The sequence below is a fragment of the Bradyrhizobium sp. WYCCWR15520 genome (assembly GCF_056174665.1).
The window spans coordinates 43,699-58,200 of the sequence record NZ_JBWBWM010000032.1 but is presented as its reverse complement, the minus strand read 5'-3'; the positions used below and the strand labels follow the sequence as shown (position 1 = coordinate 58,200).

At 65.1% G+C, this 14,502-nt stretch carries 11 protein-coding genes; 6 read left to right on the top strand and 5 right to left on the bottom strand.

Features of this window, described 5'->3' with window-relative positions; translation table 11 throughout:
- The first annotated feature begins 226 nt into the window (after positions 1-226).
- Genes AC0QUY_RS30970 through AC0QUY_RS30960 form a run of 3 tightly spaced genes read left to right on the top strand, consistent with a single transcriptional unit; the run spans position 227 to position 3,953 of the window.
- On the top strand, positions 227-2,809 hold the full coding sequence (locus AC0QUY_RS30970; protein WP_475390033.1) for a ligase-associated DNA damage response DEXH box helicase: 2,583 nt from the start codon (positions 227-229) through the stop codon (positions 2,807-2,809).
- 51 nt (positions 2,810-2,860) lie between these two features.
- Positions 2,861-3,532: a ligase-associated DNA damage response endonuclease PdeM gene (gene pdeM, locus AC0QUY_RS30965; protein WP_475390031.1), complete on the top strand. Its 672-nt coding sequence runs from the start codon at positions 2,861-2,863 to the stop codon at positions 3,530-3,532.
- Between the two features lie 10 nt (positions 3,533-3,542).
- Entirely contained in the window at positions 3,543-3,953 is a 411-nt protein-coding gene (locus AC0QUY_RS30960) for a hypothetical protein (protein ID WP_161850506.1), read from the top strand.
- A gap of 12 nt (positions 3,954-3,965) precedes the next feature.
- Here the strand turns inward: AC0QUY_RS30960 and AC0QUY_RS30955 are convergent, their stop codons facing one another.
- The gene (locus AC0QUY_RS30955) at positions 3,966-4,829 is read right to left on the bottom strand and encodes a LysR family transcriptional regulator (RefSeq protein WP_475390030.1); all 864 of its coding nucleotides are present in this window, start codon (positions 4,827-4,829) and stop codon (positions 3,966-3,968) included.
- 97 nt (positions 4,830-4,926) lie between these two features.
- Here AC0QUY_RS30955 and AC0QUY_RS30950 point away from each other — a divergent pair, with 97 nt between their 5' ends.
- The 3 genes from AC0QUY_RS30950 to AC0QUY_RS30940 all read left to right on the top strand — a co-directional run bounded on the left by AC0QUY_RS30950 (position 4,927) and on the right by AC0QUY_RS30940 (position 8,096).
- Complete coding sequence (locus AC0QUY_RS30950) at positions 4,927-5,859, top strand: DMT family transporter (protein WP_475390028.1); 933 nt, start codon at positions 4,927-4,929, stop codon at positions 5,857-5,859.
- Positions 5,856-6,638, top strand: a complete 783-nt coding sequence (locus tag AC0QUY_RS30945) for an MBL fold metallo-hydrolase (RefSeq protein ID WP_475390026.1) — start codon at positions 5,856-5,858, stop codon at positions 6,636-6,638. The genes AC0QUY_RS30950 and AC0QUY_RS30945 overlap by 4 nt, the downstream gene beginning before the upstream one ends.
- A 93-nt stretch (positions 6,639-6,731) precedes the next feature.
- A complete protein-coding gene (locus AC0QUY_RS30940) occupies positions 6,732-8,096 on the top strand; it encodes an NRAMP family divalent metal transporter (RefSeq protein ID WP_475390025.1) in 1,365 nt (454 codons plus the stop codon).
- A 107-nt stretch (positions 8,097-8,203) separates the two neighbouring features.
- Here AC0QUY_RS30940 and AC0QUY_RS30935 read toward each other — a convergent pair whose 3' ends face one another.
- From AC0QUY_RS30935 to AC0QUY_RS30920, 4 genes are all read right to left on the bottom strand, one after another.
- Positions 8,204-8,986, bottom strand: a complete 783-nt coding sequence (locus tag AC0QUY_RS30935) for a TIGR02186 family protein (protein ID WP_475390024.1) — start codon at positions 8,984-8,986, stop codon at positions 8,204-8,206.
- A complete protein-coding gene (locus AC0QUY_RS30930) occupies positions 8,983-9,909 on the bottom strand; it encodes a sulfite exporter TauE/SafE family protein (protein ID WP_161850502.1) in 927 nt (308 codons plus the stop codon). The genes AC0QUY_RS30935 and AC0QUY_RS30930 overlap by 4 nt, the downstream gene beginning before the upstream one ends.
- Positions 9,910-10,181: 272 nt before the next feature.
- The gene (locus AC0QUY_RS30925) at positions 10,182-10,985 is read right to left on the bottom strand and encodes a COG3904 family protein (protein WP_475390023.1); all 804 of its coding nucleotides are present in this window, start codon (positions 10,983-10,985) and stop codon (positions 10,182-10,184) included.
- A gap of 116 nt (positions 10,986-11,101) precedes the next feature.
- Positions 11,102-14,449 (bottom strand): tetratricopeptide repeat protein, encoded by a 3,348-nt coding sequence (locus tag AC0QUY_RS30920; protein WP_475390022.1) that lies wholly within the window; start codon positions 14,447-14,449, stop codon positions 11,102-11,104.
- Positions 14,450-14,502: the final 53 nt, after the last annotated feature.

Sequence of the window (14,502 nt, the reverse complement as noted above, 5' to 3'; positions counted from 1 at the left end):
CTCCGTTCTTCACGGGGAGAGGGCAGGGGTGAGGGGCTCTTTCCGCGCACTGAGCTCGCGGAAATAGCCTCTCACCCGGCGCTGCGCCGTAGCCGAAGCTTCGCTTCGGCGTCTCTTTCTTAAGAACGGCCTCCGAAGGAGGCCTGCGCCTCTCCCCGCGAAGAGCGGGGCGAGGTGACTTCTGGGGCCCCTCGACGAACCCGCCCCGACGGCTTACCTCTTTGCCGTGCCGTCATCCGCCCCCTTGCCCTTCACGCCGCTTGAAACGGCTGCGTTGCTGCCCGAGCGCTTCCGCCGCTGGTTCGTGTCGCGCGGCTGGTCGCCGCGCGAGCATCAGCTCGCGCTATTGGCCAGGGCTCGTGAGGATCGATCGGCGCTCTTGATCGCGCCGACCGGCGCCGGCAAGACGCTGGCCGGATTTCTGCCGACGCTGGTGGAGCTTTCTTCTCCCTCCGATCCGAAAGCGGGAGGTGACAAGAGGAACCTCATTTCCACCGGCCGCACCGTAAAACGCACCGGCGGCCTCCATACCCTCTACATCTCGCCGCTGAAGGCGCTTGCCGTCGACATCGCGCGCAATCTGGAGACGCCGATCGCCGAGATGGGGCTGCCGATCAAGGTCGAGACCCGCACCGGCGACACGCCGGTGTCGCGGCGGCAGCGGCAGCGGCGCTATCCGCCGGACATCCTGCTCACCACTCCGGAACAACTGGCGCTGTTGCTATCATCGGACGACGCGCCGTTTTTGTTCTCCTCGCTCAAACGCATCGTGCTCGACGAGTTGCACGCGCTCGTCACCTCCAAGCGCGGCGATCTGCTGTCGCTCGGTCTCGCGCGGCTATGGCGGCTGGCGCCCGAGATGCGCGCGATCGGGCTTTCCGCGACGGTGGCCGAGCCGGAATCGCTGGCGCGGTTTCTGATGCCGCAGCGCGACGGCAAGGAGGTGTCCGCCGATATCGTCGTGGCTGGTGGCGCGGCGGCGCCCATTGTCGAAATGCTCGACACCCAGGAGCGATTGCCGTGGGCCGGCCATACCGCGCGCCACGCACTCGGCGAAATGTACGATCTGATCAAGCGCAACAAGACGACGCTGATCTTCGTCAACACCCGCAGCCAGGCCGAGATGCTGTTCCAGGAGTTCTGGCGCATGAACGATGATGGCCTCGCCATTGCCCTCCATCACGGCTCGCTCGACGTCGCCCAGCGCCGCAAGGTCGAGGATGCGATGGCCGCCGGAAAACTGCGCGGCGTGGTCTGTACCTCCTCGCTCGACCTCGGCATCGACTGGGGCGACATCGATCTCGTCATCAATGTCGGCGCGCCCAAGGGCGCCTCGCGGCTGATGCAGCGGATCGGCCGCGCCAACCATCGGCTCGACGAACCCTCGCGCGCGGTCCTGATCCCGGCCAACCGTTTCGAAGTTCTGGAGTGCCGCGTCGCGATCGATGCGATCGCCGAAAACGCCCAGGATACCCCGCCACTGCGCACCGGTGCGCTCGATGTGCTGGCGCAGCACGTGCTCGGCTGCGCCTGCGGCGAGCCGTTTTTTTCAGATGAGCTCTACGCGGAAGTACTGACCTCAGCACCCTATGCGTCGCTGACGCGCAGCGATTTCGACGACGTGGTCGATTTCGTCGCTACCGGCGGCTACGCGCTGAAAACCTACGAACGCTTTGCGCGCATCAAGCAGGATAAGCAGGGGCGCTGGCGCGTCGCCAACCCAAAGGTGCGGCAGAGCTATCGCCTCAATGTCGGCACCATCGTCGAGGACACCATGCTGAAAGTCCGCCTGGTGCGCTCGCGCGGCAGCGGTTCCGGCTCGACTGGCGCGCTCGGCCGCGGCGGGCGGATGCTGGGGGAGATCGAGGAAGCCTTCATTGAAGGCCTCGTGATCGGCGACACCTTTGTATTCGGCGGTGAAGTCGTGCGCTACGAGGCGCTCGCGGAGGACGTGGTCTACGTCTCCCGCGCCAATGACAAGGACGCCAAGGTGCCGTCCTACATGGGCGGCAAATTTCCGCTCTCGACCTATCTCGCCGAACGCGTTCGCAAACTGCTCGACGATCGACGACAGTGGAACGCGTTGCCGGAGCAGGTGCGCGATTGGCTGTCGCTGCAAAAGGATTTTTCTCGCGTGCCGGGGGTGCGCGAGCTGCTGATTGAAACCTTTCCGCGCGCCAACAAGCATTATCTCGTCTGCTATCCCTTCGAGGGACGGCTGGCGCACCAGACGCTCGGCATGCTGCTGACGCGACGGATGGAGCGCGCAAGGGTCCGGCCGCTCGGCTTTGTCGCCAATGAGTATGCACTGGCCGTGTGGGGCCTCGGCGATATCTCGTTCATGATCCGCCACGGCAAGCTCGATCTCAACGCGCTGTTCGATCCGGACATGCTGGGCGACGACCTCGAGGCGTGGCTCGCCGAATCCGCGCTGATGAAGCGCACCTTCCGCACCTGCGCGATCATCTCGGGCCTGATCGCGCGGCGTTTCACCGGCGAGGAAAAATCCCGCCGCCAGGTGCTGTTCTCGACCGACCTGATCTACGACGTCTTGCGCAAGCATCAGGCCGACCATGTGCTGTTGCGTGCCGCGCGCGCTGACGCGGCTACTGGCCTGCTCGATCTGAAGCGATTGGGTGATATGCTCTCGCGCATCCAGGGGCGAATCACCCATCGGGAACTCGAACATGTTTCACCGCTGGCGGTGCCTGTGATGCTGGAAATCGGTCGCGAGTCAGTTTATGGCGAAGCGGGCGACGAGTTGCTGGCGGAAGCCGCCGATGAACTCGTCAAAGAGGCGATGGGATAGGCGGGAAGGCACGTGACGGCGGGGGCGCAATCTTCGGGAGACGATCAAGAGATGCGCGCCTCGAAGGTCATGGTTGCCGACGTCAGGTTCGTTGCCGACCTGTCCGGCGCGCTGTTCTGGCAGGAGCAACGTCTGCTCGTCGTGTCCGACCTGCATCTGGAAAAAGGCTCCAGCTTCGCCAGGCGCGGCGTGCTGCTGCCACCCTACGACACGGTGGCGACGCTGAGCCGGCTCGCTGCCGTGGTCGCGCGGCATGATCCGCGGATGGTGATCGCGCTCGGCGACAGTTTTCACGATCGCGAGGCGCATCAACGGCTGTCGGAGCCCGACCGCGACGCGCTCTCGGCAATGCAGGCGAGGCGCGACTGGATCTGGATCTCGGGCAATCACGATCCGGCGCTGCCACCCGATCTCGGCGGCACGGTGGCGAACGAAGTCGCGATCGGCCCGATTGCATTCCGCCATGAGCCGACGGGTGCCGCTGGCGAAATCGCTGGCCATCTGCATCCGAAGGCCCGCGTCGCCACCCGCGGCCGCTCGATGGAGCGGCGATGTTTTGCGAGCGACGGCGAGCGCGCGGTGATGCCGGCGTTCGGTGCCTATACCGGCGGCCTGAGCATCCGTGATCCGGCGTTCGCGAAGATTTTCGCAACGCCAGGCTTCATGGCACATGTGCTCGGCGACAACCGGCTGCACTCGATCGTCGCGTCACGGTGCTATTGAAGGAGCGGCTATGCTGCCGTCACTCCACGACGATTTCCTTGTTTCGTACGAAGTGAATTGCGAGACGCGCCAAATCAAAATCCGCGCAAAGCGCGATCCGAGGATTCCAGCAGTAAACAAAGAGCAGCTGACACGCATTATCGTTTTCAACGGCGTCGAGGGATACCAGTTCGAAAACGATGCATTCGGCAATATTATCTCCTCGCTAGAAACGATTTCCGTGGAGAAACTGCTCGCCGAATATGGTTCTCGGATCGCGGAGTCCTATCATTGGGCAGGTGCCCCAGGACCGTGGGCGGCTGATCTCTCGTCTGCCCCGCAAGTGCTCGCGGCAAAGGGCGTTCAAGGCTTCGTTTTAAGTTCGTCATATGGCCTTTCCGGTTGGGTGCTAGCCAAAGAAGCTTTGGTCGAACCGGCGTAGCCGCTGGCTCGACTACGCCGCCTTTACTTCCACACTGTCGCAGAACTCCGCCAGCCGGTCTGCCAGCCGCAGCGTCGCGGGGCTCGCATCGGGCGAGGCCATCAATGCGATTTCCGTCTTGTCGATCGGGGCAAAGCCGTCCTTCGCCGTGAGCACGCGGTGGCCGGGCTGGATTGCGATGTCGGAGAGGATGCTGAGGCCCAGTCCCGCGGCGACCGCGGCCTGGATGCCGGCGAGACCTGAACTCGTATAGGCCATGTGCCAGGAGCGGCCTGTGCTTTCCAGCGCATGAATGGCGCGGGATCGATAGAGGCAACCGGAGGGAAAACCGATCAACGGCACCGAGCCGGAGTTGATGTCGACGGGATGCGTTTTGCTCGTAACCCAGTGCACCTTCTCGGGCCACACCGCGATCGCGCCGTTCCCGCCGGCGTCGCGCTTGAGCAGCGCCAGATCGAGATCGCCACGCTCGATGTCGCGCTTGAGATATGTGCTCTGGTCGGCGCGCACATCGAGCCGCAGACCGGGCCGCGAGCGCGCAAAGGTCGCCAATAGTTTCGCGAGCCGATAGGCAGCAAAGTCCTCGGGAATGCCGAGCCGTACCGCGCCCTCGCTTTCGGGACGCGCCACCACGTCGCGGGCTTCTTCCGCGAGCGACAACAGCCGTCGCGCATAGGACAACAGCCGCTCGCCGGCCTCCGTCGGCGTCACGTCCTTGCCGTTACGGTTGAGCAGCGGCTGGCCAACATCGTCTTCCAGCCGCTTGATCTGCTGGCTCACGGTCGATTGCGTGCGATGGACGCGCTCGCTGGCGCGGGTGAAGCCGCCGGCATCGACGACGGAAACGAAGCTGCGCAGGAGCTCCAGATCGAGCATATGAATGCTCCATTTATAAATCCACTAGATGTCAGTTTATCATTTAATTTCCAAATATCAAGGCAGGGCCTAGATCATGGGGACAAGGAGACTTCCCATGTCGCTCGCGCCCTCGGTTGCGGTTCCCCGCATAACCTTCAACCCGCTGCCGCTCTATATCGGCCTGTTCTGCCTGCTCTGGAGTTTTGCCTTCGTCGCCGGCAAGATCGGCGTCACCGATTGTCCGCCGCTGATCCTGCTCGCCGTGCGGTTCTCGCTGGCCGGCATTTTGATCCTCGGTATTTCTGCGTTGCGCCGCGAGGAATGGAATCTGTCGTGGCGCGATGCTGCCGTATTCGCGGTGCTCGGCGTTGCCAACAATGCGCTCTATCTCGGCCTCGGCTATACCGGGCTGCAGACGGTGTCCGCCGGTCTCGGCAGCCTGATCGTGTCGGCCAATCCGGTCTTCATCGCGATGCTGGCGGCGCTGTTCCTCGGCGAAGCCCTGACCTGGCGCAAGGTGACGGGCCTCATGCTCGGCATGGCTGGCGTTGCCTTCATCGTCTGGCACCGCATGTCCGTCGGTACCGATGACTGGCACGGCATCCTGTTCACGCTGGCGTCATTGGCCTCGATCGTGGCCGGCACCATCCTGTTCAAGGTGTTGGCGCCGAAGGGCTCGCTCTGGATCGGCAACGGCATCCAGAACATCGCCGGCGGCCTTGCCGTGATGCCGTTCGCCTTTACGCTTTCCAGCCTCAGCGACATCGTGCCCAGCACACGCTTGCTCGGTGCGTTCGCGTTCCTGGTGCTCGGCGGCTCGATCCTCGCCTATCTGCTCTGGTTTCATCTCCTGAAAGTGTGTGGCGCGACCGCTGCGAGCGCCTATCATTTCCTGATGCCGCCGCTCGGCATGCTGTTCGCGTTCCTCGTGCTCGGCGAGCATGTCGAGTTTCGCGATCTGCTCGGCATCGTTCCCGTCGCGCTCGGCATCTATCTGGTGACGCGGCCTGCGGCCACCGTATCGGCCAACAAGAGGAGTGCGGCATGAGCCTATCCATCACCCTGATCGGCGGTCCCACTGCGCTGATCGAGATTGACGGCTTCCGTCTCCTCACTGATCCGACCTTCGATGCGCCCGGCGAAGAGTATCAATTGCCGCATGTGAGACTGGAGAAACTCGTCGGCCCCGCGATGAGCGCACGCGATGTCGGCGCAATCGACGCGGTGCTGCTGAGCCACGACCAGCATTCGGACAATCTCGACCATTCCGGCCGCGACTTCCTCAAGGACGCGAAGCGCGTGCTGACAACAGAGGCGGGAGCCAAGCGGCTCGGCGGCAATACCGAAGGCTTTGCGCCCTGGGCGTCGACCGAGTTGAAGAAGGGTGGCCAGTCCTTGACCATCACCGCGACGCCCGCCCGTCACGGGCCGGCCGGCATCGAGCCGCTGTCGGGCGATGTCATCGGCTTCGTGGTGGAATCGAGCGTGCCGGGCAGCCGCGCGGTCTACATCAGCGGCGACACCACCTGGTTCGACGGCGTTGCGGAAGTGGCAAGGCGCTTCAAATGCGGTGTGGTGCTGCCGTTCGCCGGCGCGGCGCAAACCCGCGGTCCGTTCCATCTCACGATGGACACCAACGACACCATCGAGACCGCGCGGGCCTTTGCGGATGCGATGATCGTGCCCGTGCATACCGATGGATGGAAGCATTTCCGCCAGAACGCGGAAGATTTGCGCGCCACCTTCGACACGCTGGGTTTTGGATCGCGATTGCGGATATTGGAGCCGGGTGTTGCGACTATCATTGAGCCGTTACGCGCCGCCTGACTTCGCCGCTTGTCCGCCAAGCATGCGAGGGTAGTTCCTTGTCAGGAACTTGTCCCCGCCAACTTTGTTGTCGCCGCGGTGGAAACGCGCGGCATGGCACATCGTACCGGTTCGAATTCGAAGCATCTCAAGCGTGCGAACTCCGGCCATGCCGAGCCGGCCGCGAAGGCCGAGCAAGCCCGTCCGTTTCGTTTCCGCGACGCGCTGAAGGCGCTCGGCCCAGGCCTGATCACCGGCGCGTCCGACGACGATCCGTCGGGGATCGGCACCTACAGCCAGGCCGGTGCCCAGCTCGGTTACGGCATCGGCTGGACCATGCTGCTGACCTTTCCGCTGATGGCGGCGATCCAGGAAATTTCCGCGCGCGTCGGCCGCGTCACCGGACATGGGATCGCGGGCAATGTGTGCCGACACTATTCCTCGTGGTTGCTGAATGTGGTGGTACCGTTGCTGTTCATCGCCAATACCATCAACATCGGCGCCGATCTCGGCGCCATGGCGGACGCCGCCAAGCTGCTGATTGGTGGCCATAGCATCATCTATGTGCTGCTGTTCGGTGTGACATCGGTCGCGGCGCAGATCTTTCTCGATTACAAGCGCTACGTCGCCGTGCTGAAATGGCTTACGCTCAGCCTGTTCGCCTATGTCGCGGCGCTCGCCTTTGCGAAAGTCTCGTGGGGCGAGGCACTCGCCGGCATCCTTGTCCCGCGCCTCGACTGGAGCTTCGATTATCTCACCACCATCGTCGCGATCCTCGGCACCACGATCTCGCCCTATCTTTTCTTCTGGCAGGCGTCGCAGGAAGCCGAGGACCAGCGCGTCGATGCGACGAAACGACCCCTGATCGAAAAGCATTACGGGGCGCGGCGGGAATTCAGCCGCATCCGCGCCGACACCATCGTCGGCATGGCGTTCTCCAATCTGATCGCGCTGTCGATCATCGTGACCGCCGCGGCGACGCTGCACGCGACCGGCAAGACCGACATCAAGAGTTCGGCGGAGGCGGCCGAAGCGCTGCGCCCGATCGCCGGCGCCTTTGCGGAAGCGATTTTTGCACTGGGCATTATCGGCACCGGGTTGTTGGCTATTCCGGTGCTCGCTGGCGCGACCGCCTATGCCGTCGGCGAGGGGCGGCGCTGGCCGGTCGGACTCGCGCGCAAGCCGAAGGAAGCGGCCGCTTTCTATGCCGTGCTGGCGTTGTCGGCCGGGATCGGCATCGCGCTGAATTTCACGCCGATCAACCCGATCTCGGCGCTGTACTGGAGCGCCGTCGTCAACGGCGTGCTCGCCGTGCCGGTGATGGTGCTCTTGATGTTCATGGCGCGCCGCCGGGACGTGATGGGCACGTTCGTGGTCAAGGGCGGCCCGTTGTATTGGCTCGGGTGGCTGTCGACAGTGGCGATGCTGTTAAGTGTCTTCGCGATGGGCGTGGGGTTTTTTGTTGGCGGAAATTCGTAGGATGGGTGGAGCGCAGCGATACCCATCATGTTCACGCCGGGTCGCATGTCCGATGTTGGGTATCGCTTCGCTCCACCCAACCTACGCACTCTCCATGCGGGTTGGAATCAATCCTTCCTGAACACGATCGACGCCATCCATCCCGTCATCAGCGCCATGAAGGCGGTGACGAGCCCGTAAACAAATCCGTTCTGCCGCGCGGTGGTGGCGACGAACTGCTCGAAGCCGACCTTGACGATTTCAAATGCGGTGTCGGTCTTGGCCACCAGTGCGCCGTCGGCGAACAGCTTGATCTCGACATTATAGAGCCCGATCGGTACTTCGGCGGGCAGGGGAATGCCCGTGCGGAACAGCGTCGGCGTCAGGAACGTCACCGCCGAGGTCTCCTCGCGATAGAGGCCGTGCTGCTTGCGCAGCCGCACGAAGGCGCTGCGGAACGCGTCATCAGGCACGACGTCGGCGTAATCGCCCCCGACGCGCTGGGTCAGGAGCACGTTGTTGAGCCCGAGTTGCTGCCGCCGCTGCACTTCGGGCGACGCGATGGCGTCGAACGGCCGGTTGGAAAACAGCGCCAGGTAGGTCGGCACTCTCAGAAATTGCCGGGAGTCGGTGTTGATCCAGATCCCGAAGCGGCGTTCCTTGCGGCGCGTCACCATGTCGGCGCGCGGGCCTGCGACCGTGACCACGAGATCGTAACTGCGATTGGCCGGCGTGTTGGCGTCCTTCTCCACCGAACCGAACAGCACCAGTTCCTCGCCGGAATAGTTCGGCGTCACGGTAACGCGATGGTTCGACACCGACACGATCAGCCGCTCGGCCTGCGCGGGCGAGGCGGCGAGCACGGCGCCCAGCGCAAGCCATCCGAGCATGAGGATGAGGCGCCTGGTCATCCCGTCACCCCCGTCTCGCGGATGGTGAAGAGATCCTCGGGCCGGATCACCAGTTCGACGGCAAAGCGGACGCCGACGGCGAGCACCAGCAGACCGAGCAGGAGCCGCAAGTGCTCGCCGCGGATTTTCTGCCCCGCGCGGGCGCCGAACTGTGCGCCGGTGACACCGCCGATCATCAGGATCAGCGCAAGCACGGCATCGACCAGATGGTTGGTGACCGCGTGCAGCATGGTGGCGAACACCATGGTGACGAGGGTGAGTACCATCGAGGTGCCGATCACGGTCGAGGTCGGCACCCGCAGCACGTAGATCAACAGCGGCACCAGGATGAAGCCGCCGCCGATGCCCATTACCGCGCCGATGAAGCCGATGATCAGGCCGATCACGACGACGGGAATGATGGAGAGATAGATCTTCGAGCGCTTGAAGCGCATCTTCAGCGGCAAGCCGTGGATCCAGACATGGCTGCCCGGGCGGCGCGTGGTGACCGGGCCGCCGCGGCGGGCCCGCAGGAGCGCCCGCAGCCCTTCCCAGAACATCAGGCCGCCGACGGTTGTCAGCAGGATCACGTAGGACATCGCGATCATGAGATCGAGCTGACCGAGCGAGCGCAGCAGCGTGAAGGTAAAGACCCCCAGCGCCGTGCCCATACTGCCGCCGGTCAATAGCACCGCCGCCAGCACCGGATCGATGGCGCGCCGCCGCCAGTAGGATATCGCGCCGGAGAACGAGGAAGCCGCGATGTGGCTGGCGACGGAGGCGACCGCGACCGCGGGCGCGATGCCGACGAAGATCAGAAGCGGCGTCATCAGGAAGCCGCCGCCGATCCCGAACATGCCGGAGACGAACCCGACCGCGGCGCCCATCGCCAGGATGAGGAAGACATTGACCGGAATGTCGGCGATCGGGAGGTAGAGCTGCACGCGCGCCTGCTTATTGTGGCTTTGCCGCAAAAGACGGCCGGGAGGCCGCTCAGGGCATGGTTGTCTTGTGTTTGCCGGCAGTGGGGAGCCGGTTCGCGCATGCACCTTTGCGTGCGCAGGGCCGGTTCCCGCGTCTTTGCATAACTGAATTCGGTTGCGTGAGGGACGAAAAATGCCCGGGAAGGCAAATTTTTGCCTGATGTGCCCGTGCGGGAACGCGCGGGATTATTCCGAGGCCGTGACCGGCTCGGCGTGTCAGGGAATTGGCCGGCTCAGGGCTTTCCGAGCTGCTCGGTGACGAGATTCATCGCCAGGGCCTGCTTGGGGCTGAGCCAGCGAATGTCCCTGGTCTCGGACATCGCTTCCACGATGGAGGACGAGACCCCCATTTTGGTCATGTAACCCAGCACGGCTCCCGATATCCGCTGGGCCTCCGCGACCGGATCGTCCACGGGCCTGGTTGTGACAAACCGATGAACGCCCAATGCCGAGCCCAGTACGCCGAAGCGGGTCTTGCCTCCGGCATAGGCGAGCACGCAGGCGCTGGCGCAATAGCCGGGCTTGATGCGGCCGGAGGCGTCGGCGCTGCCGACCGCAGTCGCCAGCGAGCGCGACCGGATGATCTCGCCCATGATCACGGCCTGGCTCAGATCGCCGCCGGGGGAAGCCAACAGCACGATGTCGCCAGGTGCGAGATTGGCCTGCTCCAGCCTGGTGCGAAACCAGCTCGCGGCAGCGGGGCCGATCGTGCCGCTGACGAACAGAGCACGGCGTCCCCGGCTCGACCCGTCGAGATAGAGCGTGTCGATCACCTGGGACGTCAGGCTTGGCGAGACGTACTGGTCCTTCCAGTAGTGCCAGGCATCCGGCTGCGACAGGTCCCGGTAGGCGCGAATACAGACGCCGGAGACCAGCAGGATAAAAATGGCGATCGACCAGAGATGCCATCCGCGGCGCGGCGCCTGAACCGGTGGCGGCGGGACCTGACGAGGCGGAATGCGCGGCGGCACGACCGCAGGGCCTGTCGGCGACCTGCGGAAACGGTTTTCGCCGTCCTGGCTATCCTCGGTTGACAATCGATCCTCTCTGCCAGCCGACCCGTTTGGGGTCGGGCCGGCGTGGTCCATTGTACGAATTTATGGTCGAGGATGTGGCAGAGCGACACCAGCGGTATCGCGAGCTGGAATTAAATTTAATTAACGGCGGCGGTGCGCTTGGCCGGAGCCGGCCTGGCGGCGGGCTTGCCCGTGTTGGCCGGTGCCGCGTCCCAGCCGCCGGCGGGGGAGGCCACGTTGACGGCGTCTTCGGGCTGCGGCTCCACGGTGAAGGTCTGGATCGCCAGCTTGGCCGCTGCCAGCGATTGGGCGTCGAGCCGCTTGGCGACATCGTCGCGCTTGCGGCCGGCGTCCGCATCGCCCTGGGCGGCCGCGAGGCTGAACCATTTGAAGGATTCGGCGAGGTTCTGTTCGACGCCGATGCCGCGGGCATAGAGAATGCCGAGGTTGAACTGGCTGTCGGCAACGCCGCGGTCGGCGGCCTTGCGGAACCAGATCGACGCGCTCTTGTAGTTGGCGCCCTTGCCGCCGCCATCGGCGTCGAGCACGGCCAGATTATGCATCGCCTTGGCGCTGCCGCGCTCGGCCGCCTGCAGATAATAACGCCGCGCGATATCGACGTCCTTCTTCACGCTCAGGCCCTTCTCGTAGAAAGTGCCTAGCCGGAACAGGGCGGGCACCACGCCGGCCTGGGCCGCGCGATCGTACCATTTGGCGGCCTCGTCGAGGTTCGGGGCGACGCCTTTGCCCTCGGCAAACCGTACGCCGATCTCGTAGGCCGCGGCTGGGTCGCCCTTCATCGCGGCACTGCGTAGCGCCGGACCGCCGATCGTCTCGGGCAGCCGCTCGGTCGGCGGCACCACGACCATCGCAAGCTTGCCACCGGTTGCCGGCAGCGTCGCAATCGTGCCGGTGATGTCGCTGGCTGCAACCGGCGCGGCCGGGGCCTGCGGCGGCACCGCGATCCGGGCGCTATCCAGCGTATTCGGGGCGGAAGAATTGTTCGACTGCTTCTCGACCGGCGTCGGCGAAATCATCAAGGGCGCCGGTGCCGCGGGCATTGCGGGCCTGGCGCTATTCTCGGCCGGGGCGGGAGCCTGGGCCGGCGGCGGCGGCTCGCTGGACTGCTCCACCATCGGCGGTTGCAGCACGCTGCCGGTATCGAGCAGCGTCATCGCCATTTTGAAGGTGCCGAGCACGATCACGACCACGCTCGCGCCGACCAGCAGCGAGCGGATCCTGGAAGAGATGTTCGAGGCGTTCTTGTCGTCGGCCTTGGCCTTCTCGCCACCCTTGTCCTTCGCTGCGGCCTTCGCAGCCGAACGTCCGGGCTTCTCCGGCGGGGGCGCCGCAGCGGCGGCCTGCGCGGCGCGGCGCGCGGCGGCAATGAAGCTCGACGAACTGACCGGCTCCTTCGGCCCGGATTGAAGCTCGCTGATCGCGTTTTCGGAGGCGGCGATCCGTTCTGACGGTGAAGCCGCGCGCGGCGGCGGCCGCGTGCCCGGCTCCAGCGGATGATCCGGCGGCAATTCCGGCGCAATCGCCGTGCGCGGGGCGGCGGCATGCGGCTCGAGGATTTCGCTGATTGCGCGCGGCGGCACCGGCGCAGCGGCCGGCGCGACGGGCTGCACGGCGTGGAAATCGCGCGGAGCGGCGTCAAAATGCTCTTGAGGATGTCCTTGCAGCGCAGCCGGATTCGGCAATTCCGGCTTCGTTTGCTGCGCATAGGTCATCAGCGGCGTGGTCGGACGGGGCAGCGCTTCCTCGCGCATTTCGGCCGCTGCAGGTGGAGGGGCGGACGCAGCCGGGGTCGCGCGAGCGCCGCGCAGATCGCCTTCGATCATCGACAGGCGGTCGACCACATGGCCGAGCGTGTTGTGGACGGTCTCCAGCGAGTCCTGCGTACGGCGGTCGGTTTCCGACTGGCTGAAGCGGATGTCGGACAGTTCGCGCTTGACCAGATCGACGATGCCTGAATCCGCCGGCTGCGATGCATTGCTTGAATTGCGGTTGGAGTCGGCGAGTGCGACCAGGCTGGCGTGCTGGCGTTCGAGCGAGCGCAGAATGTCGTGCAGCCCTTCCTCGACCCGTCCGAGATCGATGGCGGGCGCGGCGGAACGATCGTCGGAGGCTTCCAGGCGCTCCAACAGATACGAGACGCGTTGTTCGAGATGGGCGAAGGCCGACGCATTGTCGTTGCCGACGGGAATGCGGTCGAGGCGTTCCGACAGCGACCGTACGGCATTTTCGAGGAATTCGGAATGCTCGCTCGCGGCCGGCGGCTGCCTGCCTTCCAGCGTCGAGGTCAGCGCAGCCAGGCGCTGCTCGAGAGCACCGAACGCGTCGCTGTTGCCGTCAAAACGGGAAAGCTGGTCGACCTTGGCCGACAGCGTGTGCACGTCGTCGGCGAGGCGCGCCAGCGCATCGTTGGAAGCAATGTTGGAGACGATGCCGCGCAGTGCCGCGATCGCGCTTTCGAGCTGCTGCACCGTCGAGGGATCGTCGTTCGAGCGCAGGATCAAATCAAGCTTGGCGCCGAGATTGCGGATCGCCTCGTCGTAGCCGGTGAGTTGCTCGGCCGGCGTCAGCGAGCGCAGCACTTCGCGGATTTCGCTGAGCGCGCGTTCGATGCCGGCAAGGGTCTGGCCGTCAGTGCCGTTCTGCCGGTTGTCGTCGATGCGGCGCGACAGCGAGCGGATTTCGTTCTCGAGCGATTCGATCTCCCGGCGCGGCACCGCCTCGGTGATGGCCTGGCGGATTTCGGCGAGTTCGCTGCGAAACGCCGCAATCGACTGCTCGATATGATCGGGACGCTGCAGCGCTTCGATCTGGCTCGTGATCTTGAGCAGGTGCCGTTCGAGCGAAGAAAAGTCCGGCCCCGCAGGCGCAGCCTGCATCGCCGGCTGCGCAACATGGGTCTGCGCGGAAGCGGCCGTCGTTGGGCCGTTACGTGGCGGCGTCTGGCGCTGTGGCGGGCCGTCGAGCTCGTTCTGGCGCGCGGCGATTTCGGCGATCGCAAAATCCATCGACGCCGGGCTGAGCGGGGGCGCAGGGCGATAGACCTGGGCCGCGGCACGCTCGACCAGATCGGTCTGGCGCTGCTTTTCCTGCATCTGGACCTGGCGGGCGGGCGCGGGGTTCGAAATCTGCGACAGCCGCGCATCGAGGCGCGAAATGGCGTCGTTGAGCTGGCGGGCGACCGTCGGCTCGCCACGGGTGGCTTCGCCGCGCGGCGAGGGCCGCGAAATCTGCTCGATCTGCTTGGTGATGGAATCCAGCCGCTGGTGAATGTCGGCTACATCGGGGAGCTGCCGGCCTGCCGACCGCTGATCGGAAGGCGCGCCGAAACTGGGCGGAGCCAGATCGCCGACGGTCGAATTAAGCCAGTCGTTCAGTGTCATGCCGGCGCGGCGCGCAGCCGCCTCGGCCCTTTCGCGGACGGAAGGATCGATGCCGTCAACGCTCCACGATACGCGCGAATTCATGCTCTGGTCCGGTTCCGCTACGGCGCCCCACCTGCGCCATCAGCCTCCCCGCG

Bases quoted from the DNA above. Each gene is read 5' to 3' on its own strand.
- pdeM (WP_475390031.1), top strand. From the start codon at position 2,861: ATGCGCGCCTCGAAGGTCATGGTTGCCGACGTCAGGTTCGTTGCCGAC.
- AC0QUY_RS30960 (WP_161850506.1), top strand. From the start codon at position 3,543: ATGCTGCCGTCACTCCACGACGATTTCCTTGTTTCGTACGAAGTGAAT.
- AC0QUY_RS30955 (WP_475390030.1), bottom strand. From the start codon at position 4,829: ATGCTCGATCTGGAGCTCCTGCGCAGCTTCGTTTCCGTCGTCGATGCC.
- AC0QUY_RS30950 (WP_475390028.1), top strand. From the start codon at position 4,927: ATGTCGCTCGCGCCCTCGGTTGCGGTTCCCCGCATAACCTTCAACCCG.
- AC0QUY_RS30945 (WP_475390026.1), top strand. From the start codon at position 5,856: ATGAGCCTATCCATCACCCTGATCGGCGGTCCCACTGCGCTGATCGAG.
- AC0QUY_RS30940 (WP_475390025.1), top strand. From the start codon at position 6,732: ATGGCACATCGTACCGGTTCGAATTCGAAGCATCTCAAGCGTGCGAAC.
- AC0QUY_RS30935 (WP_475390024.1), bottom strand. From the start codon at position 8,986: ATGACCAGGCGCCTCATCCTCATGCTCGGATGGCTTGCGCTGGGCGCC.
- AC0QUY_RS30920 (WP_475390022.1), bottom strand. From the start codon at position 14,449: ATGAATTCGCGCGTATCGTGGAGCGTTGACGGCATCGATCCTTCCGTC.